This is a genomic window from Sporosarcina sp. P25 (assembly GCF_002743235.1).
Lineage (GTDB): Bacteria > Bacillota > Bacilli > Bacillales_A > Planococcaceae > Sporosarcina > Sporosarcina ureae_B.
This window is the reverse complement of the sequence record NZ_PDYV01000014.1, coordinates 1-22339: the sequence shown is the minus strand read 5'-3', so window position 1 is coordinate 22339 and position 22339 is coordinate 1. Positions and strand designations below refer to the sequence as shown.

At 40.3% G+C, this 22339-nt stretch carries 22 protein-coding genes; all 22 read left to right on the top strand.

Annotated elements, in window-relative coordinates:
* Positions 1–10 precede the first annotated feature (10 nt).
* The 22 genes from ylqF to CSV70_RS11960 all read left to right on the top strand — a co-directional run bounded on the left by ylqF (position 11) and on the right by CSV70_RS11960 (position 22211).
* On the top strand, positions 11–865 hold the full coding sequence (gene ylqF / locus CSV70_RS12065) for a ribosome biogenesis GTPase YlqF (protein ID WP_085133219.1): 855 nt from the start codon (positions 11–13) through the stop codon (positions 863–865).
* Positions 866–981: 116 nt separating this feature from the next.
* Positions 982–1755 (top strand): ribonuclease HII, encoded by a 774-nt coding sequence (locus tag CSV70_RS12060; RefSeq protein WP_099628698.1) that lies wholly within the window; start codon positions 982–984, stop codon positions 1753–1755.
* Positions 1752–3920, top strand: coding sequence for a hypothetical protein (locus tag CSV70_RS12055; RefSeq protein ID WP_099628699.1), 2169 nt, complete (start codon positions 1752–1754; stop codon positions 3918–3920). The genes CSV70_RS12060 and CSV70_RS12055 overlap by 4 nt, the downstream gene beginning before the upstream one ends.
* On the top strand, positions 3917–4204 hold the full coding sequence (locus tag CSV70_RS12050; protein WP_099628700.1) for an EscU/YscU/HrcU family type III secretion system export apparatus switch protein: 288 nt from the start codon (positions 3917–3919) through the stop codon (positions 4202–4204). The genes CSV70_RS12055 and CSV70_RS12050 overlap by 4 nt, the downstream gene beginning before the upstream one ends.
* A gap of 133 nt (positions 4205–4337) precedes the next feature.
* Positions 4338–5498, top strand: coding sequence for an ADP-forming succinate--CoA ligase subunit beta (gene sucC / locus CSV70_RS12045; protein ID WP_085133223.1), 1161 nt, complete (start codon positions 4338–4340; stop codon positions 5496–5498).
* An 18-nt stretch (positions 5499–5516) separates the two neighbouring features.
* Positions 5517–6419: a succinate--CoA ligase subunit alpha gene (gene sucD / locus CSV70_RS12040; protein ID WP_085133224.1), complete on the top strand. Its 903-nt coding sequence runs from the start codon at positions 5517–5519 to the stop codon at positions 6417–6419.
* Between the two features lie 73 nt (positions 6420–6492).
* The gene (dprA, locus tag CSV70_RS12035; protein ID WP_099628701.1) at positions 6493–7371 is read left to right on the top strand and encodes a DNA-processing protein DprA; all 879 of its coding nucleotides are present in this window, start codon (positions 6493–6495) and stop codon (positions 7369–7371) included.
* Positions 7372–7496: 125 nt separating this feature from the next.
* Positions 7497–9566 (top strand): type I DNA topoisomerase, encoded by a 2070-nt coding sequence (gene topA / locus CSV70_RS12030; protein WP_099660785.1) that lies wholly within the window; start codon positions 7497–7499, stop codon positions 9564–9566.
* Between the two features lie 43 nt (positions 9567–9609).
* Complete coding sequence (trmFO, locus tag CSV70_RS12025) at positions 9610–10920, top strand: FADH(2)-oxidizing methylenetetrahydrofolate--tRNA-(uracil(54)-C(5))-methyltransferase TrmFO (protein WP_085133227.1); 1311 nt, start codon at positions 9610–9612, stop codon at positions 10918–10920.
* A gap of 387 nt (positions 10921–11307) precedes the next feature.
* Positions 11308–12207: a tyrosine recombinase XerC gene (xerC, locus tag CSV70_RS12020; protein ID WP_085133676.1), complete on the top strand. Its 900-nt coding sequence runs from the start codon at positions 11308–11310 to the stop codon at positions 12205–12207.
* Positions 12208–12215: 8 nt separating this feature from the next.
* Positions 12216–12755 carry an ATP-dependent protease subunit HslV gene (gene hslV / locus CSV70_RS12015; protein WP_099626362.1) on the top strand — a complete coding sequence of 180 codons (540 nt, stop codon included), beginning with the start codon at positions 12216–12218 and terminating at the stop codon, positions 12753–12755.
* A 3-nt stretch (positions 12756–12758) separates the two neighbouring features.
* Positions 12759–14147 carry an ATP-dependent protease ATPase subunit HslU gene (gene hslU / locus CSV70_RS12010; RefSeq protein WP_085133678.1) on the top strand — a complete coding sequence of 463 codons (1389 nt, stop codon included), beginning with the start codon at positions 12759–12761 and terminating at the stop codon, positions 14145–14147.
* 86 nt (positions 14148–14233) lie between these two features.
* A complete protein-coding gene (gene codY / locus CSV70_RS12005) occupies positions 14234–15010 on the top strand; it encodes a GTP-sensing pleiotropic transcriptional regulator CodY (RefSeq protein WP_085133229.1) in 777 nt (258 codons plus the stop codon).
* 534 nt (positions 15011–15544) lie between these two features.
* Positions 15545–15934: a flagellar basal body rod protein FlgB gene (gene flgB, locus CSV70_RS12000; RefSeq protein ID WP_099628089.1), complete on the top strand. Its 390-nt coding sequence runs from the start codon at positions 15545–15547 to the stop codon at positions 15932–15934.
* 2 nt (positions 15935–15936) lie between these two features.
* Positions 15937–16398 carry a flagellar basal body rod protein FlgC gene (gene flgC, locus CSV70_RS11995; protein WP_099628090.1) on the top strand — a complete coding sequence of 154 codons (462 nt, stop codon included), beginning with the start codon at positions 15937–15939 and terminating at the stop codon, positions 16396–16398.
* Positions 16399–16428: 30 nt separating this feature from the next.
* Positions 16429–16737 (top strand): flagellar hook-basal body complex protein FliE, encoded by a 309-nt coding sequence (gene fliE, locus CSV70_RS11990; RefSeq protein ID WP_085133232.1) that lies wholly within the window; start codon positions 16429–16431, stop codon positions 16735–16737.
* A gap of 61 nt (positions 16738–16798) precedes the next feature.
* The gene (fliF, locus tag CSV70_RS11985; RefSeq protein ID WP_085133233.1) at positions 16799–18400 is read left to right on the top strand and encodes a flagellar basal-body MS-ring/collar protein FliF; all 1602 of its coding nucleotides are present in this window, start codon (positions 16799–16801) and stop codon (positions 18398–18400) included.
* Positions 18401–18413: 13 nt separating this feature from the next.
* Positions 18414–19427 carry a flagellar motor switch protein FliG gene (gene fliG, locus CSV70_RS11980; RefSeq protein WP_085133234.1) on the top strand — a complete coding sequence of 338 codons (1014 nt, stop codon included), beginning with the start codon at positions 18414–18416 and terminating at the stop codon, positions 19425–19427.
* Entirely contained in the window at positions 19420–20193 is a 774-nt protein-coding gene (locus tag CSV70_RS11975) for a FliH/SctL family protein (RefSeq protein WP_099628091.1), read from the top strand. The genes fliG and CSV70_RS11975 overlap by 8 nt, the downstream gene beginning before the upstream one ends.
* A 2-nt stretch (positions 20194–20195) precedes the next feature.
* Entirely contained in the window at positions 20196–21530 is a 1335-nt protein-coding gene (gene fliI / locus CSV70_RS11970) for a flagellar protein export ATPase FliI (RefSeq protein ID WP_199092917.1), read from the top strand.
* A complete protein-coding gene (fliJ, locus tag CSV70_RS11965) occupies positions 21527–21979 on the top strand; it encodes a flagellar export protein FliJ (protein WP_085133236.1) in 453 nt (150 codons plus the stop codon). The genes fliI and fliJ overlap by 4 nt, the downstream gene beginning before the upstream one ends.
* Before the next feature lies 1 nt (position 21980).
* The gene (locus tag CSV70_RS11960) at positions 21981–22211 is read left to right on the top strand and encodes a hypothetical protein (RefSeq protein ID WP_099679261.1); all 231 of its coding nucleotides are present in this window, start codon (positions 21981–21983) and stop codon (positions 22209–22211) included.
* Positions 22212–22339 lie beyond the last annotated feature (128 nt).

The window sequence follows — 22339 nt, the reverse complement described above, 5'->3', positions numbered from 1 at the left end:
GACGATTCGAATGACTATTCAATGGTTTCCGGGCCATATGGCGAAAGCGAGACGAGAAGTCTCAGAAAAACTCAAGTTAGTTGATATAGTATTTGAATTAATTGATGCTAGACTGCCGCTTTCATCACGTAATCCCATGATAGATGAAGTAACGCATCAGAAACCAAGATTGCTTATTTTGAATAAAATGGACTTGGCGGATGAAGTACAAACTAAACGATGGATTGCCTATTTTGAAAAGCAAGGCTTACGAACAGTTGCGATCAATTCATTCGAAGGTAAAGGTCTCCAAACAGTCACCAAAGCTGCCAAAGAGATTTTGCAACCGAAATTTGACCGCATGAAGCAGCGAGGTATACGTCCTGGAGCAATCCGCGCAATGATTGTCGGCATTCCCAATGTCGGAAAATCTACTTTGATTAACCGATTAGCGAAGAAGAACATCGCTAAAACAGGAAACAAACCAGGTGTAACTAAAGCGCAACAATGGATTAAATTTGAGAAAGAATTAGAGCTCCTTGATACACCAGGAGTGCTGTGGCCGAAGTTTGAAGACCAGCAAGTAGGTTATAAGCTGGCGTTAACAGGTGCAATTAAAGACTCTGTATTGAATATGGAGGAATTAGCAGTATATGGATTACGATTTTTGGAGTCCCATTATCCTGAAAGACTGGCACAGCGCTATGAAATGATAACAGTGGGGGATAATGTTCAATCATTGTTCGATAAAATCGGTGAACGTCGAAAAGTATATACTGTTGGTGGAGAAATTGATTATGACAAAGTAGCAGAAATGATCGTACAAGACATCCGTGACCAGCAAGTAGGTAAGTTAACATTCGATTTCCCTGAAGAATTCGAATAAACCAGAAGCAACGATTTGGAACTCTGTTTCCAAAACGTTGCTTTTTTGTCGAAAAAATCATTTAGAAACCGATATAATACTTAGATAATCATAATTCAGATGGACAGGTGAAGAAATTGACAACGATACAGCAAATAAAGCATCAATTAATGGAGTTACAAGAACCGAATGATTGGCTTATAGAACTTGAAGCCGACACGAGAAAAGGCGTCCAGCAAGCGATTATTCAATGGCGCGCCCGCTACGAAAAAAAACAAGCGCTTATTCAAGAATTTCAAAAGAAAATCGCATTTGATGACTCATATAGATCCTCACGCGTTTTATTTGTTGCGGGAATTGACGAAGCGGGAAGAGGACCTTTAGCGGGGCCAGTAGTTACAGCTGCGGTTATACTACCTGAGGATTGTTCCGCCCTTATTGGATTGGACGACTCGAAAAAAGTTTCTAAGGAGAAAAGGCAGGAATTTGCCCGACTGATTAAAGAACAAGCTGTGGCGTACGCTATACACGTGCAGCCTGTTCAAGTAATTGATGAATTGAATATATATCAAGCAACAAAGCAATCGATGGAGATAGCTATAAGTGAACTTGAAATAGCGCCACATGTAGTTATAGCAGACGCTATGAATCTACATACACCGTGCCTATGCTACTCCGTCATAAAAGGAGATGAAAAAAGCTTAACTATCGCGGCTGCTTCTATATTAGCTAAAACAACTCGTGACGCACTGATGAATGAATTACATGACGAGTTTCCTTGGTATGCATTTAATGAAAATGCGGGATATGGAACTGCGAAACATCTACAAGGACTTGAAACGCATGGACTTTGTGAACATCATCGCAAATCGTTCGAACCGATTAAAACGATGTGGAGGGATCGACAATGAATTTACATTCATTAGCTGCTTCATCTACAAGGACTACCATGGAAACTCAACCGCTATCCCTGAAAGAAGGACAAATGATTCACGGAAAGATTACACAATTATTTCCTGGTCAAATGGCGCAAGTACAAGTTGGAAATCAGCAGTTATATGCTAAATTGGAAGTGTCCATGCAAGCAGGAGATAATTATTACTTCAAGGTCAACGGCACTGAACCTGAGTTACAGCTGCAGATCATTTCTGGTCCGATGCGCGGTGAAGGCCAGTCGGCACAACTGAACCAGTTAATGGAGTCGTTAAATGTACCCAAAACACAGGAAATGAAAGATATTCTCGCGACGATTATTAAGCAAAAAATTCCTATGACAAAAGAAAATATACTAGAAGCTGTCAATCTTCTGAAATCATTACCGGATGGAATGAAAGCAGAGGCACTAGCGACACTCGGTAAAATTGCTGAAGCAAAACTACCATTTACACCAGCTGTATTTCAGTCGCTCCTACAAGCGCAGACGAGCACGATTACGCAGCAACTGACAACATTGCTAGCTTCTATACAAAGCGACGCTAATCTTCCTTCAGCGATGCGTGAGCAACTCCTATCGACCATTCAATCTCTTTCTTCTCCTTTAAGTCAAGTGATAGGGAAAGAACTGCTTAATCAAAGTTTATCTCAATTGCTAAATCCACAAGCTACTCAAGCAGATCGATTTGTAGCTCTGCAGTTATTGAAAAGTTCTGCTATACTACCCGCACAAACATCGTTGGCCAACTTGCCTCAAGTGTTAGTTGATTTGGTCACGAAAGTGAGTACGGGACCTACCAATGCTACTAGCAACATGATGAATCAAGCAGACCAGGGTAAAGCGATACAGTCTATAATCAGTCAACTGGGTCAAACGCCTGTTACAAATCAACAAACAATAAAAGCGCTCGTACAAAATGTCACGCAGCAATTACCCAACCAAGTACTACCGGAATCTGTAAAAAACGCGTTGCAGACTGTGATTAATCAGTTAACTCAACAACCGATGACAGATAGCTCTAAAGTTGCAGTCGTTGAGCAATTCAGTAAATTATTTACCCAAGCTCAAGCTGCAATTACTCCGGCTACGATGCAAACAGTTCAAAGTACAATTAGTCAAATTAGCCAATCAGCGGTAACTGACCAAGAATCAATTAAAGGGAACGTGCAAAACCTGACACAACAGCTAAGTAGTACTTCAGCTTTACCCGACTCGATGAAAAAAGCATTACAAAATGTATTGGGTCAATTTGTGCAGCAACCAATGACAGAGGGGGCAAAAACAGCACTAGTCGAACAACTCAGTCAGACATTGGTCCAACAAGCGAGTAGACAAGATGTGCCATTACAGCAACAAACTGTGATGAAAGAAGTACAACAGTCAGTTCCATCGCTCATAGTGTCGCTTGATAAAGTGGATGAAGCCATGCGTGCATTAATGCAAATGGCTGAAAAGTCGGAGAATAGTCAAGTGAAACGATTGCTTCAGACAGCCGAAGCTCAAGTATCACAGACGATGAATGGAGTTGTCATGAAAGAGGCTATACAAAACGTATTCAGTACATTAGGTGTGAATTACGAGGCGATGCTCGGAGGGAAAGAACCTGATATAGCGAATTTGGCAAGCGCATTAAAACCACAATTACTGGCTATGCTACAGGATCCGTCGCTTTCACCGCCACTGCGTGATGCAGCGGAAACAATGGTACTTCGCCTGAATGGAACATTACTACAATCAGGGGATACAGGCGCGCAACAACAGCTGATCATGCAACTACCACTAGAAATGTTTGGCAAAAAGATCGATGCTACGTTGCAGTGGAATAGCCGAATGAAAGAAAATGGGAAAATTGACCCGGCTTTTGCGAGGATATTATTTTATTTGGAATTGGAATCACTGTCGACAACCTTGGTTGATATGCATGTGCAAGACAAAGTTGTAAACTTGACGATTTTTAATGATTTGCCTTCTTTAAAAACGGTGGGACCCGCTTTTCAAGATCAATTAAAAGACGGCCTTGAAGGAGTTGGCTATAAACTGTCGGGCATTACTTTCAAGCCGTTCATGGAAAAACAGCTAGATGTCAAAATAACAGCTGGCGCATTCCCGTTGGATGAGGGAGGAGTAGATTTTAGGATATGAGAGAAGAACAACGTTTTACTAGAAAAGAAGCTGTTGCGCTGTCCTATGACCCTGAAGTTTCAGATGCTCCAAAAGTAATAGCCAAAGGAAAAGGACAAATTGCCGAGAATATTCTTCAACGTGCGCAAGAACATTCAATTCCCATACAACAAGATCCGAGTCTGCTGGAATTACTTGGACAATTAAATGTCAACGAAATGATACCTGAAGAACTATATTTAGCCGTATCGGAGGTATTTGCTTATGTCTATCGTTTAGATCGTGAGAAAGGTGGTATGAATTAAAAGTAGGCTAAGTTGTTGGAAATTAAAGAATTTTGATTTGCAATAGCGATTCTTGGACAACGTGTGACAGTTTGATTACAATAAAACAGTAGTTGAACTTCAAGCAATTGTAAAATGAATGGAGGCAGTACGTATGAACATCCATGAATATCAAGGGAAGCAGTTATTGAGAGATTACGGAGTAGCTGTTTCAAAAGGCCGTGTCGCGTTTTCTCCAAAAGAAGCAATGGCAGTGGCAAAAGAGATTGGTACAGTACCTATTGTGGTAAAAGCCCAAATCCATGCAGGTGGACGAGGTAAAGCAGGCGGAGTCAAAATTGTAAAAACTCTTGACGAAGTGCGTTCAGTAGCAGCCGATTTAATTGGTAAGCAACTCGTAACACACCAAACAGGTCCTAAAGGACAAGAAATAAAGCGTCTTCTCGTTGAAGAAGGAATTGATATCGAAAAAGAATTTTATATTGGTCTTGTCGTTGACCGAGCAACAGATCGTGTAACATTGATGGGATCTGCAGAAGGCGGCGTAGAAATCGAAGAAGTGGCAGAACATAGCCCTGAAAAGATTTTCTATGAGGTAATCGACCCAGTAGTTGGATTGGTTCCTTTCCAAGCGCGTCGTATGGCGTTCAATATGGAAATTCCTAGCAACCTAATCAATAAAGCAGTCAGCTTTTTCTTAGGTTTATATAAAGTGTTCAGCGAAAAAGATGCATCTATCGTTGAAATTAATCCACTTGTTGTTACAAAAGACCAGCGTGTACTTGCGTTGGATGCGAAATTCAACTTTGATGACAATGCTACATTCCGTCATAAAGATATTATGGAATTACGCGATTTTGATGAAGAAGATCCTAAAGAAATCGAAGCATCCAAGTATGACTTGAGCTATATTTCTCTTGACGGCAATATCGGCTGCATGGTAAATGGAGCCGGTTTAGCGATGGCTACAATGGATACGATCCATTTCTATGGCGGAGAACCCGCTAACTTCTTGGATGTTGGGGGCGGTGCAAAGAAAGAAAAAGTAGCAGCCGCTTTCAAAATCATCTTATCCGATCCAAAAGTTAAAGGTATTTTTGTTAATATCTTTGGTGGAATCATGAAATGTGACGTAATTGCTGAAGGTGTTATTGAAGCAGCTAAAGAAGTTGGTCTTCAAGTACCTCTTGTCGTACGTCTTGAAGGAACGAATGTAGAACGCGGGAAAGCCTTGTTGCAAGAATCCGGCATCAATATCGTTGCAGCGGATTCCATGGCAGAAGGCGCGAAAAAAATCGTTGAGTTGATAGGATAAGAAAGGCAGGTACAAATCATGAGTATTTATGTAAATAAAGATACAAAAGTAATTGTACAAGGAATAACAGGTTCCACTGCCCTGTTCCACACACAGCAAATGTTGGAATATGGTACGAAAATTGTCGCTGGCGTAACGCCTGGCAAAGGCGGTCAGACGGTGGAAGGAGTTCCAGTATTTGACACTGTGGATGAAGCAGTAAAAGAAACAGGTGCAACAGTTTCCATTATTTACGTACCTGCACCATATGCGGCGGACGCAATTATGGAAGGCGTTGATGCGGGACTAGAAATGACTATCTGTATTACAGAGCATATTCCGGTCTTAGATATGATCAAAGTGAAACGTTATATGGAAGGCAAAAAGACACGATTGATTGGCCCGAACTGTCCAGGTGTTATTACGGCAGACGAGACGAAAATCGGTATTATGCCAGGCTATATTCATACTAAAGGGCATGTGGGCGTAGTTTCCCGTTCAGGTACACTAACTTATGAAGCGGTTCACCAGTTAACACAAGAAGGCATTGGTCAAACTACAGCTGTCGGAATTGGTGGAGACCCGGTAAATGGTACGAACTTTATCGATGTCTTGAAAGCATTCAATGAAGATCCAGAAACATATGCAGTGGTCATGATCGGTGAAATTGGTGGTACTGCAGAAGAAGAAGCGGCTGCTTGGATTAAAGAAAATATGACGAAGCCTGTAGTAGGCTTTATCGGCGGTCAGACTGCACCTGAAGGTAAGCGTATGGGACACGCAGGTGCTATAATTTCCGGGGGTAAAGGTACAGCTGCTGATAAAATCAAAGCTCTAGAAGAAGCTGACGTTCAAGTCGCAGATACACCTTCAGTCATAGGTGAAACGTTAATTAAAGTCTTGAAAGAAAAAGGACTATACGAGAAATGTAAAACGAAGTAAACTGAAAGGAGTAGCTTAATTGCTACTCCTTTTTTCGTGCTCATGCTTGTAGTGTCGAACAGAGGAGAATTCGATGCTCTATACCAATCAGCACCTACATTTACTGTATGTCCATTATATCCATCCGGTACCCTTTAATCGTTTTTCGAAGATTTTGGACGAGAACCCTTTACTAGAAAATTTACATTCATACTCAGCTCTTCAATGGTCGCATATTTTTAATTTGCCTGTAGAAAAAGTGAAGCAATTCCCAGAGAGATATGAAGAAATTTCCCGTCTTCCTATAGTAGAAATACTGAAGAAAAACAATGTGATCCCGATCACATATTTTCATTCGGATTATCCCGAAGAATTAAAGCAATTATGCGATCCGCCATCGGTTCTTTATACTAAAGGGAATAAGCTTTTATTGAAAAAACATCCTCGTGTTGGCATAATCGGCTCCCGTACAGCTACGGGTTATTCTCAAAAGGCGCTAGAATTTATTGTGCCACCGCTTGTTGATCGTCAGATTCCAATTGTTTCAGGATTAGCCGCTGGAGCTGACACGATGGCTCATCAAGCTGCTATCGACTTTGGCGGGGAAACAATTGGTGTATTGGGTCATGGGTTTTCTCACATGTATCCGAAAAGGAATCAAAAAATAGCTGAAGAAATGGCCGAAAATCATTTACTTGTGACAGAGTATCCACCGTACTTTCCGCCAGCAAAATGGACATTTCCTATGCGAAATCGGATTATCAGTGGTTTGTCTAGCGCACTAGTCATTACAGAATCTGTCGAAAGAAGCGGAACGATGAGTACAGTCGAGCATGCTCTTGATCATGGAAAAGAAATATTTGCAGTTCCTGGTGCTATAGATTCCCCTCTTTCTGCGGGCCCCAATAAGCTGTTGGATGAAGGAGCCAAGCCGTTGTGGAGTGGTTATCAAATTGTAGATTCTTTACTATAAATCGGCATATCCTCTTTTTGTAAAATGTTTAAAAGGTTGCTTTATTTGAAAAACTGTTATACATTTTGCAACAGATATTCTTTTGCTGAATAAATATAAAGAAATCTCTCTGAGGAGGGAACGATATGGCAGATTACTTAGTAATAGTGGAATCGCCTGCGAAAACGATTGAACGTTACTTAGGAAAGAAGTATAAAGTTAGTGCATCACTTGGTCATTTACGTGATTTACCCCGCAGTCAAATGGGTGTAGATACCGAAAATAATTATGAACCGAAGTATATTACCATCCGAGGAAAAGGACCGATACTTCAAGATTTAAAAAAAGAAGCAAAAAAAGCGAAGAAAATTTTCCTCGCAGCTGACCCGGATCGTGAAGGGGAAGCGATAGCTTGGCATTTATCACATCAGTTAGGTGTAGATATCGAGTCAGATTGCCGCGTAGTCTTCAATGAAATTACAAAAGAAGCAATCAAAGAATCTTTTAAACACCCTCGTCCTATTAACATGGATTTAGTGGATGCGCAGCAAGCAAGAAGGATTTTGGATAGGTTAGTAGGCTATAACATCAGTCCAATCCTTTGGAAGAAAGTGAAGAAAGGGTTATCCGCGGGGCGTGTGCAATCAGTTGCTTTGCGTTTGATCATCGACCGGGAAAATGAAATCAATGCATTCGAACCGGAAGAGTATTGGTCCATCACTTCACAATTCGCTAAAGGTGATAAAACTTTTGAAGCGCAATTTTACGGCGATACAGTAGAGAAAGTGAAACTGACGAATCAAGAACAAGTAGAAAATATCGTCAATTCAATAAAGCCGGACGAATTCGATGTATCCAAAGTAGTGAAGAAAGAACGTAAACGTAATCCAGCGTTGCCGTTCACTACCTCATCTCTTCAGCAAGAGGCAGCACGTAAACTGAACTTCCGCGCGAGGAAGACGATGATGCTAGCGCAACAATTATATGAAGGAATTGCAATTGGAAAAGAAGGTACAGTTGGTTTGATTACTTATATGCGGACCGACTCGACAAGAATCTCTGATACCGCAAAAGAAGAAGTGAAATCCTTCATCCATACGATGTACGGTGAAGAGTTTATTTCAACTAGTACGAAAAAAACGAAAGCTAAAGCGAAGACGCAGGATGCGCACGAAGCCGTAAGACCTACTTCAGCTATGCGGCCACCAGATGCCATGAAAGCGTTTTTAACAAGAGACCAACATCGTCTTTATAAACTAATTTGGGAACGTCTCATCGCAAGTCAAATGGCACCGGCTGTTTTGGATACAGTGACTGCAGATTTCTTAAATGGAGATATTCGTTTTAGAGCGTCGGGATCTCAAGTGAAATTCCCAGGCTTCATGAAAGTTTATATCGAAGGCAATGATGACCAACAAGAAGAAAAAGAAAATATATTACCACCGCTTGAAGAAGGTGAGCGTATTAAATATGCAGATGTGGATCCGAAACAGCATTTCACACAGCCGCCACCTAGATATTCGGAAGCACGTTTAGTGAAGACGCTTGAAGAGCTAGGTATAGGTAGACCTTCTACGTATGCACCCACACTCGACACCATACAAAAGCGTGGCTATGTCACACTAGATGCCAAGAGGTTTATTCCGACAGAACTTGGAGGAATCGTCCATCAGGCAGTAAATCAATACTTCCCTGATATCATCGACATCGAATTTACGAGACAGATGGAACAACGCCTTGACCATGTAGAAGAAGGCACAATCGAATGGCGAACAGTGATTGATGATTTCTATCGTGATTTTGAAAAACACGTAGAAGTAGCCGATGCCGAAATGGAAAAGATTGAAATTAAAGATGAGCCGGCAGGTGAAGATTGTGAAAAATGTGAATCTCCGATGGTCTATAAGATGGGCCGTTACGGAAAATTCATGGCATGCTCTAATTTCCCGGATTGTCGTAATACGAAAGCTATCATCAAACCAATTGGTGTAAAATGTCCAAAGTGTAAGGAAGGCGAAGTTGTCGAGCGTAAAAGTAAGACGAAAAGGATATTCTTTGGTTGTGATCAATATCCGGAATGCGACTATGTTTCATGGGATAAACCGATTTCGAGGCCGTGTCCAAAATGTCAGCATACAATGGTTGAAAAGCGTCTGAAAAAAGGCGTTCAAATCCAATGTATTGAATGTGATTATAAAGAAGAACCACAAAGCTAATAAGATAGAAATAATTCAACATAATGAGAAAGAGGTAGTTGTAATGACGCAAATTGTAAATGTGATTGGTGCAGGATTAGCTGGAAGTGAGGCTGCTTGGCAATTAGCTAATAGGGGAGTCCAAGTGAAACTATTCGAAATGCGCCCTGTAAAGCAAACCCCTGCCCATCATACAGATAAATTTGCGGAGTTAGTGTGTAGTAACTCGTTACGTGCCAATAACCTGACGAATGCGGTAGGTGTCATCAAAGAAGAAATGCGTCAATTGAATTCATTGATTATCCAAGCTGCGGATGATTGTGCGGTACCTGCTGGCGGTGCGCTTGCAGTAGATCGCCATGAATTTGCTGGCAACGTCACTGAAAAGGTCCGGAATCATCCGAACATAGAAGTGATCAATGAGGAAGTGATAAAAGTACCGGAAGGAATTACGGTCATCGCATCCGGTCCACTGACGTCTCCGACTTTAGCTGAAGAAATTAGACAGCTAACTGGTGAGGATTATTTATATTTCTATGATGCTGCGGCTCCCATCGTAGAAGCTGATTCCATCAATATGGATAAAGTTTATTTGAAATCACGCTATGATAAAGGGGAAGCAGCTTATTTAAACTGCCCTATGAATGCGGAGGAATTTGAGCGTTTCTATGAAGCTTTAATCTCAGCTGAAGTGGCTCCTTTAAAGGAGTTTGAGAAAGAACTTTACTTTGAAGGATGTATGCCGATTGAAGAGATGGCAAAGCGCGGTGTGAAAACTATGTTATTTGGTCCTTTAAAACCGGTTGGACTTGAAGATCCTAAAACAGGGAAAGAACCAAAAGCTGTTATTCAGTTACGACAGGATAACGCGGCGGGAACACTATATAACCTGGTAGGATTTCAGACGCATCTCAAATGGGGCGCTCAGAAAGAAGTATTGAAACTGATACCTGGATTAGAAAATGTCGATATCGTACGCTACGGTGTGATGCATCGTAATACATTCATCAACTCTCCTAGAGTATTGAACTGCACGTATCAGCTGAAATCACAACCAACCATCCTGTTTGCAGGTCAGGTAACAGGTGTAGAAGGCTATGTTGAATCAGCAGGATCAGGATTGATTGCAGGTATTAATGCGGCACAATTAGCAAAAGGTGAAAAGCCGGTTCGGTTTCCGAGAGAGACGGCACTCGGGAGTATGGCGCGTTATATCACGGAAGCTGATCCACATAACTTCCAGCCGATCAACATCAATTTCGGATTATTCCCTGAGCTGAATAGGCGATATAGAACGAAAGCCGAACGAGCAAACAAACATGCGACACGCGCATTAGATGCATTACAAGAATTTAAATCAACGACGAACATATAACTAACATCTTTACTTTAACGACTTAAGGTCGGACTGAAGATAGAACTCCATCTAATAGGAGTTCTATCTTCAGTTTTTTTAGTTGTAGTGACATTGTGCAACTTCCTAGATGGTATAACGTCTTACATTTAGGGAAATGATGAACAATAAGATATATGATTACTTAGCTAGTAAAGTAATTTGACTGTTATGTGACGGAAATAGTTCTTTAATCTAAAAATGCTAAAGAAGCAGTTTTTCAAAGTTGCCCAAAATTCCTTGCTAATGTATAGTGTTTAATGGACTACATTCGGCTTTGATAGTTTATTTCGTACTATATATAATCAACAATCTTTCAAGTCTTCAGGTGCACATTGTACGATGATAAATTCGTATCGAGGTGATAAAATGATTCCTGAAATAAATCAATTGGCAGAAGAATATGTATCTTATATTCGACTAGAGAAAAACTACTCATCCTATACGGTCGCGGAGTATGAAAAAGATCTTCGGGATTTTTTATTGTTCCTGCAAGAAGAGGGAATCGGGAAGTTGGAGGATGTCGACTATCCCGTAGCTAGATTATATGTTACTCGTCTATATGATCAATCTTATGCAAGAACAAGCATTTCTAGGAAAATATCAGCCATCCGATCATTTTTTAAATTCATTAATGCCCGTTACGGAATAGAAGATCAAGCATTTCGATTATTGTATCATCCGAAGCAAGAAGAACACCTTCCTGCTTTTTTCTATCAGCAAGAGTTAGAAAAGCTTTTTGAAGTTACGATGGGTGAGGATTTTCGCTCTTTACGAGATCGTGCTTTACTCGAGTTGCTTTATGCGACGGGGATCCGTGTCGGGGAACTAGTAGAAATCGAAGTGCAAGATGTGGATCATTATTTAGGAATTGTAAAAGTAATGGGTAAAGGACGAAAAGAACGTTTTGTGCCATTCGGGAGTTTTGCAGAGGAAGCATTGCGAAACTACATAGACAGTAGTCGACCACGATTGATAAAGCAAAAGAAACATACAAAATTGTTTGTTAATTTGCGTGGAGATCCTTTGACGGCTCGTGGCGTGCGCTATGTATTAGATGACTTAATGAAGAGAGCATCGTTGCATACCAATATTACGCCGCATATGATTCGCCATACGTTTGCGACACATTTGCTTGGCGCTGGAGCAGATCTTCGGTCAGTACAAGAGCTACTAGGACATAGCCATTTATCGTCAACTCAGGTCTATACCCATATCACAAATGAACACTTACGCCAGACTTATTTACAAACGCACCCTCGTGCTTAGGAGGAACTATAATGAAATTTCATGCAACAACGATATTTGCTATTCATCATGATGGGCAATGTGCCATGTCAGGTGATGGGCAAGTGACGATGGGCGAGTCGGTCGTCATGAAACATACAGCGAAGAAAGTTCGTAGATTATTCAACGGCAAAGTCTTAGCTGGTTTTGCTGGTTCCGTAGCGGATGCTTTTACGCTATTTGACTTATTTGAAGCTAAACTTAATGAATACGATGGAAATCTTCAACGCGCGTCAGTTGAACTGGCTAAAGAATGGCGTGGAGATCGAATCTTACGTAAGTTAGAAGCGTTGTTACTTGTTATGGATGAAAATACGCTATTACTTGTTTCAGGTACTGGTGAAGTGATCGAGCCGGATGATGGGGTATTGGCAATCGGTTCCGGAGGTAATTATGCACTAGCGGCCGGACGTGCACTGAAGAAGTATAGCAGTGAATTAACAGCAGAAAAAATCGCTGAAATTTCACTTGAAACAGCTGCTGATATTTGTGTGTTCACCAATCATAATATTATCGTGGAGGTGCTTTAAGTGATGAAGCAAGAAATGACTCCTAAAGCGCTAACAGCGTATTTAAATCGTTATATTATAGGACAGGAAAAAGCAAAAAAAGCTGTTGCGGTTGCTATGAGAAATCGTTATCGTCGTATGCAATTGACTGCTGAAGAACAAGAAGAGGTCATTCCGAAAAACATTTTGATGATTGGACCTACCGGTGTCGGGAAAACAGAAATTGCAAGAAGAATTGCAAAGTTAATTCACGCGCCTTTCGTAAAGGTCGAAGCAACAAAGTTTACGGAAGTGGGATATGTAGGACGAGATGTGGAGTCAATGATTCGCGATTTAACTGAAGTCGGAGTAAGAATGGTAAAAGAAGATATGCGCGAAGCCGTAAAAGAGCAGTCCCAAAAGTTAGCGGAAGAACGTTTAGTCAAGCTACTGGTACCTGAGGCGAAAAAGAATACTGAAGGTCAAAATCCTTTCGAAATGTTTTTCGGTCAAAAAACACAGCCTGAACCCGAAAAAACAGAAGATCAATCCGAGATTAGACGAAAGCGTTCAGACATCGCTGAGCAACTTGCGAAGGGTCAAATTGAAGAAAAAATGGTGACGGTAGAAGTACAAGCGCAACAACCCTCTTTATTCGATGCGTTGCAAGGGTCTGGTATGGATCAAATGTCAGGTATGCAAGACGCTTTATCATCACTTATGCCGAAGAAGAAAGTTCAGCGTCGCATGAAAGTAAAGGATGCAAGAATTGTACTGGAAGCGGAAGAAGCGGATAAGTTGATTGATCAAGATGAAGTGTCACGTAAAGGAATTGAATTAACGGAACAGGCGGGAATTATTTTCCTTGACGAAATGGACAAAATAGCGAGTAGCAACCAAAAGTCTTCTGGAGAAGTGTCTCGTGAAGGTGTACAACGTGATATTTTGCCGATTGTGGAAGGTTCTACAGTCACAACGAAGTATGGCGCTGTTAAGACAGATTATATATTGTTCATTGCTGCTGGAGCATTCCATATGTCGAAGCCGTCTGATATTATTCCCGAGTTACAAGGTAGATTTCCAATTCGTGTAGAATTAGACAAATTGACAAAAAATGATTTTGAGCGCATACTGCGAGAACCGGATTTTTCTTTATTAAAGCAATATGAACGCCTTCTTGCGACAGAAGAAGTTGAAATTGAATTTACGGATGAAGCGATCAGTAAGTTGGCTGAAATTGCATTTGAAGTAAATAATGAAACAGAAAATATTGGTGCAAGAAGATTGCATACGATTTTGGAGAAGTTGTTAGAGGATTTATCATTCGAAGCAGCAGAAATCGGGCCTGCATCTATCAAGATTACACCAGCATACGTAGATGAAAAGCTGGATGGAATTGTAAAAAACAAAGATTTGTCACATTTTATTCTATAAGGAAGTCGTAATAGTTTATTTAACGATTGAAAACCTTTAGAATATTCATTAAAGTCAGAAGAAATCCTTGAGGAGGAACAATAGAAATGAGCTTATTAGTCAAAACAAGAAAAATCAATGCAATGTTACAAAAAGGTGCAGGCGGTCCTGTTAACTTTAAAGAGATGGCAGAAGAGCTGAGCGATGTAATTAATTGTAATGCGTTTATCGTGAGTAGAAAAGGTAAATTACTTGGTTTAGAAATTCATCAGCAAATTGATAATGATCGTATGAAAAAAATGTTCGAAGATCGTAAATTCCCTGAAGAGTATACAACTCGTTTATTCCAGATTAATGAAACGTCTCCAAATATCGATATTGAGAGCGAACATACTGTGTTCCCTATCGAAAACAAAGAGTTATTCCAAGAAGGTTTAACTACAATTGTACCTATCATTGGTGGCGGCGAGCGCTTGGGTACTTTGATTCTTGCGCGATTAAGAGATGGTTTTACAGAAGACGATCTAATCCTTGCTGAATATGGTGCAACAGTAGTGGGTATGGAAATCTTGCGTGAAAAGTCTGAGGAAATTGAACATGAAGCGCGTAGCAAAGCGGTTGTACAAATGGCGATCAACTCATTGTCTTACAGTGAGCATGAAGCGATTGAACATATCTTCAAAGAGCTAGACGGAAATGAAGGATTGCTTGTAGCATCTAAGATTGCCGACCGTGTAGGAATTACACGTTCAGTAATTGTCAATGCACTTCGTAAACTTGAAAGTGCTGGTGTTATTGAATCGCGTTCTTTAGGAATGAAAGGTACGTATATTAAAGTATTGAACGATAAATTCCTAGAAGAGCTTGAAAAACATAATTCATAATAATAGTAACACTTTAGAGAAAAGTGTTTAGAAACTGAAGGAATTTCCGTGCTTACGGATTTTCTTCGGTTTTTTATTTTGATCAATAAATGATCTCTTTTACTAATTGGGATTCATGTTGCTTAATAGATACTCACTAAGAAGTATTAATTTGATTAGTAATAATGAGTAGAAAGTGGGAGAGTGTGGAAGTCTTACATTATCTGAGAGAGCATTTTAAATTACACAATACGACACAATGTGCCATATCAACAGTGAAACACCAATTCCTAATTAAAGGAAAAACAAATTTATATACTACTAAGTAATTAGTAGTAATCTATTGACTACTCTGAAATTTTAACAGTAGTTACTTTATACTATTAAAAGTTTTAGAAAACATTGGACAAAAATCATTAGTCTCCGCTACAATAGAGAAGTAGAAAATTAAGGAATCAATTTTTATTAAAGATAGTATTAAAGAATAGTATGAAGTGAGTAGAATTTTAGAAAAACCGCGAAAAATGACCTAAATGAGAGAAAGGTGGGGAAATGATGGAGATTTATGGTGGTGCCATCAACCTGCTTGAAAAAGGATTGAATTACTCATCAGCAAAAGGTAAAGCAATTTCGCAAAATATAGCGAATGTAGACACACCCAACTATAAAACTAAAAATGTTAATTTTAAAGAAGTGTTTTCCAACGCGAATAGTAAAGGCTTAGAGGCATATAAGACTGACTCGAAGCATTTAGATTTTACACATTCCACGACAAGTAAGACATTCGATATATCGAACTTACGATACCGACAAGATCGCAATGGTGTGGATATGGACAAACAACAGGCAGATTTAGCGGCCAATCAAATATATAACTCCGCTTTAATAGAGCGATTAAATGGGAAATTTAATTCACTACAAAGTGTTATTAAAGGAGGACGTTGATCATGAGTATATTTCATAGTCTGAACACGTCGACTTCTGCATTAACTGCTCAACGTTTACGTATGGATGTCATATCTTCCAATATGGCGAATGTCGATTCAACTCGGGCCAAGCAAGTAAATGGCGAATGGCAGCCGTATAGAAGGAAAACAGTCACATTACAACCGATGGAAGGACAGTTCTCTTCATTCTTGCAAGCAGCGAAGGGTGTTCACTCACATGGGAATGCAGGGAAAGGTGTGGCCGTAACACGTGTGAAAGAAGATCGGGAGACTCCATTCAAATTAGTATTCGATCCTTCTCATCCAGATGCGAATGAAGAAGGTTATGTGGAAATGCCAAATATCGACCCTTTGCGCGAAATGATTGATTTAATGTCTGCAACGAGATCATATGAAGCGAATGTAACAGCGTTGAATGCAAATAAATCAATGCTAATGAAAGCACTGGAGATCGGAAAATAATAGACTAGTATTATATTAGGAGTGAACTAGATGGCGATACAATCAATTACAGGTGCTATGCCTGCGATGTCAATCCAGCAACCGGAAGTGAAAGCACAAAAAACACCTTTCGAAGCTCAACAGAATTTCTCTGCAATGTTAAACGACGCGATTCACCAAGTAAACCAAACACAACAAGTCTCAGATGCTATGACGACAAAACTTGTTAAAGGTGAAGATGTTGACTTACATAATGTGATGATCTCGGCACAAAAAGCTAGTATTGCCTTAAATGCAACAATGGAAATGCGTAATAAAGTGGTAGAAGCATACCAAGAAATCATTAGAATGCCTGTCTAATTGATAGAAAGCACTAGGCATAAATGGAATCAGGCCTAGTGAGGCTGACCGGGGGATTAGAATGAATGAAAGATTGACAAAGCTCAGAATGGATCTCAAGACCTTCTGGGAAAGTCGAACGAAAAACCAAAAAATTATATATATAACGATAGCCGCCGGCATTATTGCGCTGGCAATTTTTTTAACAATCATTATGTCCCGTACTACATATGTAACGCTTTATTCAGAAGTGTCGCCATCTGAAATTGGACGTATAAAAGAAGTCCTAGATGGACAGGGAGTACCTTATCTAGTAGAACCGGGTGGGACCGCAATCTCAGTACCTGAAAAACAACTAGATAATCTACGTGTATCACTAGCGGCAGAAGGATTCCCAGATTCCGGTCTAATCGATTATTCGTTTTTCTCGGATAATGCTGGTTTCGGTACTACGGATAATGAATTTAATATGATTAAGCTTGCTGCGATGCAAACAGAATTAGCTAATCTAATAAAGGGTATAGAAGGTATTAAGGACGCGAAAGTAATGCTTACTTTACCGACAGAGGGAATCTTCGTAAATGACACGACATCAGAGGCTAGTGCAGCGATTATGTTGAAGACGAATCCCGGACAAAATTTTTCAGAACAACAAATTACATCACTATATAATTTAGTCTCAAAGAGCTTGCCAAATCTATCTAATGAGAATATCGTCATCCAGAACCAATATTTTGAGTACTTTGATTTGAAAGATTCAGGAGATTCTTACGGAGCTAGTGTGACGGATCAAATGGGCGTGAAAAAAACGATCGAGCGCGACTTACAACGACAGGTTCAAATGATGCTTGGTACGTTGATGGGACAAGATAAAGTAGTGGTGTCCGTTACGACAGATATCGACTTTAAGAAAGAACAACGTGAAGAGAATCTTGTGACACCTGTAGATCCAGAAAACATGGAAGGTATTGCATTAAGTGTGCAACGGATAACTGAATCATTCTCGGGTACGAATCCGGCAGTAGGTGGTACACCAGAAGCGGAAGATCCGACAGATAATCGTACTACCTATGTTGAAGGTGAAGGTGGAGACGGAGATTACGAACGTCTAGAAGAAACGATTAATAATGAAGTAAATAGAATCAGAAAAGATATAGTAGAGAGTCCATATAAGATAAGTAATATCGGTATTCAAGTTATGATTGAACCTCCTACTGCTGATGATCCAACCTCATTGGCACCTGAAGTTAGACAAGATGTTGAACGGATTTTAGAGACAATAGTACGTACTTCATTGGATACAGAAGTAGCTGGAGAATTGACGGAAGAAATACTAGCTGAGAAAATAGCAGTTTCGGTTCAACCACTTAAAGGGAAAAATATCGCGTTTGAAGATACGAAGACGGTCATCCCTTGGTGGGTATATTTGATTGGCGGAGTATTACTACTAGCAGTTATTGTTCTAGTTGTGTTGTTCTTGCGCAAGAGACGCAATGAAGCGGAAATGGAAGAAGAGTTGGCTATAGAACAAGCGCAGGCTCAATTTGATTCGGTGCAAGTCAATGATATCAACATGGAACAAGAAACAGAAGCGACAGCACGAAGAAAACAACTAGAAAAAATGGCTAAAGATAAACCAGAAGAGTTTGCGAAATTATTGCGAACGTGGATTGCCAAGGAGTAACGGAGGGGTTTAGTTGGTTAAGAAAGATAAAGACATGTCTGGAAAACAAAAAGCTGCTCTTTTGCTTATCTCATTGGGGCCTGAGGTTTCGGCTTCAGTTTATAAGCATTTGAATGAAGAAGAGATTGAGCAACTGACGTTAGAGATTTCGGGTGTGAAAAAAGTAGAATCCTCTGTAAAAGAAGAGATTATTGAAGAATTTCATAACATCGCTCTTGCACAGGATTATATTTCTCAGGGGGGGATTGGCTATGCCAAGACAGTACTTGAAAAAGCACTCGGAAAAGAACATGCCCAAGCAATCATTAACCGTCTGACATCTTCACTCCAAGTGCGACCGTTTGATTTTGCGAGACGCGCGGAACCATCACAAATACTAAACTTTATCCAAAATGAACATCCACAGACAATTGCATTGATTTTATCTTATTTGGAAGCCGAGCAGGCAGGATTAATCTTGTCGCAGCTTCCGCAAGAAATGCAAGCGGATATAGCCAAACGTATAGCTACAATGGAATCAACTTCTCCTGAAGTAATCAGTGAGATAGAAGCAGTTCTTGAACGAAAATTATCATCTACTGTAACTCAAGACTTCACCGAAACAGGTGGAGTAGACGCAGTCGTTGAAGTGTTAAACGGCGTAGATCGTTCAACGGAGAAAACGATTCTCGATGCTCTTGAAATACAAGATCCTGAGCTGGCCGAAGAAATACGCAAGAGAATGTTTGTTTTCGAAGATATTATTACGTTGGATAACCGTTCAATTCAACGTGTTATCCGTGACTGTGAAAATGAAGATTTAATATTAGCGATGAAAGTATCTAGTGAAGAAGTGAAAGATATACTATTCAAGAACATGTCACAACGTATGGCAGAATCTTTCAAAGAAGAAATGGATGTAATGGGTCCCGTGCGACTTCGTGACGTGGAAGAAGCGCAGTCTCGAATCGTAGGAATCATCCGCAGACTCGAAGATGCAGGAGAAATCATCATAGCGCGTGGTGGAGGAGATGACATAATTGTCTAATCTGTTTCGTTCTGAGCGAACTGTTATGAATCAAAGTCCTACGAAAGCAATATCAATACGCAATTTGCAATCGATGGAACCTGCCGAAGTAGTGGAAGAGCCAGTAAGTACAGGCATGATGTTCATGGAACGCAACCGCTTATTACAGGAAATGGAACAACGGAAAAGCATTGTGGATACCGAAATCAAACAGCGATTGGAACAAGCGGCAGCGGATATCGAATCGATGTATGCCGCTTGGGCAAATGAAAAAGAAGAACTGCAACAACGAGCATATGACGAAGGGTTTCAAGTCGGATTCGATGATGGACGCAATAAAGCAATAGCGGAGATGCGTGAAATGGTAGAGGCAGCGAACGAAACTACTACATTAGCATACGAGAATGCAACGCAATATTTACTCAATCAAGAACGAGTAATTTTGAATATCGGGATGCATTCGGCGGAACGAATCATTGATAAAGTGATAGAAGAGGACGATGAGACCTATTTATCAATCGTGCGTAAAGGAATTAAAGAAGCACAAGAAAGCGAAGAGATAAAATTATTCGTACCGACTGAACAGTTTAATATGGTAACGACACATCGCACTGAACTTGCTTCAATCTTTCCACCCGAAACTCCATTCCTTATTTTTGTCAATGAAGATTTCAATGCAACAGATTGTTTTATCGAAACGAACCATGGTCGAATCGTAGTGAGTGTAGATGAGCAACTGAATGAACTGAAAGAGCAATTGGTGAAAATCATGGAAGATGGTGTGTGAATTTGAAAAGAGCCGAAGATTTGATTCCGATCATTCCAAATATCAACACCTTGAAAAAATATGGTCGGGTAATACGAGTTGTGGGATTACTAATAGAATCTAAAGGTCCTGAATCGTCAATCGGAGACGTATGTTTCATTCATTTGAACGTTCCTGAAGGGGGACGTTCTCTAATACAAGCAGAAGTTGTAGGATTTAGGGCAGAAATCGTCATGCTGATGCCTTACACGGATATACGCAATATTTCAAGTGGCTGTCTAGTCGAAACGCTAGGTAAGCCTCTTGAAGTAAAGGTAGGGATGAATCTACTAGGGAAAGTCCTCGATTCTTTAGGGAAGCCTATTGATTCAAGCCCGTTACCTAAAGGCTTGGCAACTGTTCGTACAGAAAACAGTCCACCAAACGTTTTGACACGTCCTACTATTAATGACAAGTTAGCTGTAGGAGTGAAAGCCATTGACGGTATGCTGACTGTAGGTAGTGGTCAACGTGTAGGGATTTTCGCAGGTTCCGGTGTCGGCAAAAGTACTTTGCTAGGTATGATTGCACGCAATACGGAAGCGGATATTAACGTGATCGCTCTCATAGGCGAACGTGGTCGTGAAGTCCGTGAGTTTATCGACAGAGACCTCGGGCCGGAGGGTTTAAAGAAAACAATTGTAGTCGCGGCGACTTCTGATCAGCCCGCTCTTATGCGAATTAAAGGTGCCATGACAGCAACAGCTATTGCAGAGTACTTTCGAGATAAAGGCTTGAACGTCATGTTGATGATGGACTCCGTCACACGTGTAGCCATGGCACAGCGTGAGATTGGTCTTGCGGTAGGTGAACCGCCTGCAACACGGGGATATACTCCCTCCGTTTTCGCTATTTTACCTAAACTTTTGGAACGTAGTGGAACGAATGAAAAGGGGGCTATCACCGCATTCTATACAGTGCTGGTTGACGGCGATGATATGAATGAGCCGATAGCGGATGCCGTACGGGGCATTCTTGACGGTCATATAGTCTTAGACCGTACGCTTGCCAATAAAGGTCAGTATCCTGCGATCAATATTTTGAAAAGTGTCAGTCGTCTAATGAACCATATTGCAGATCCTGACCATTTGACAGCAGCTGCGAAATTACGCGAACTGTATTATGCTTACGATAAATCTGAGGACTTAATTAATATTGGTGCATATAAAAAAGGGACGTCACGAGAAATCGATGAAGCGATTGAGTATGAGCCAATCATTACCGACTTTCTGAAACAGAAATTTAATGAGAATATTCAATTGGAAGATACGGTAAATGAAATGATTGCGTTAGCTTCTGGAGGAGGAGAACGTAGATGACTTCTTTCCGTTATCGTTTTGATAAAGTACTGAATTTACGTGAACAAGAACGTGATGAAACAGAAATGGCATATAAAGAGGCGATTGAAGAGTTTGAAAAAATCGCAACCCAACTGTATGACCAAATGAAAAAGAAAGAAAATGTCTTGGAAGAACAGCAACAACGAATGACTACAGGTTTTTCCATTGATGATTTACACAGTTATTCTCGATTCATTAACACACTCGACTTAACCATTGATCATATTCAGCAAGAAGTGATGAAATCCCGATCGAAAATGAATTGGTATGAATCCCAATTGCTGGAGAAAAATATCGAAGTGAAGAAGTTTGAGAAAATGAAAGAGATTGGGAAAGAACAATATAATGCTGAAATGGAACACGTAGAGACAAATCGAATAGACGAACTATCAACGATGAAGTTTCGTTCAAGAGAAGACGGGTGGTAAAGTGGCTAATTTGAAAAAGAAAAAAGGGGCGGGAGAATCAGCTGATAGGCAAAGCAAAAAGTCGATTGGTTTTTTCCAAATATTGCTTGCATGGATCATCATACCTCTTATGTTCACAATGGCTGTCGTTTTAATCATAGCTAAAGTAGCTGATGTAAACGTCTTCGATCAGGCGAAAGAGTGGACATCAAAAGTTCCATTCCTTGAACAAAAAGCACCTGATGAAAAGTAAAATGTACCCTATAAGATAGACACTTTGAAAAAAGTCTATCCTATAGGGTACTTTTGTTTATAATGAATAAAAAGATGTGGGAGCGGATGAATGTGACTGAACGATTGTTTACCTTAAAAGAACAAGCA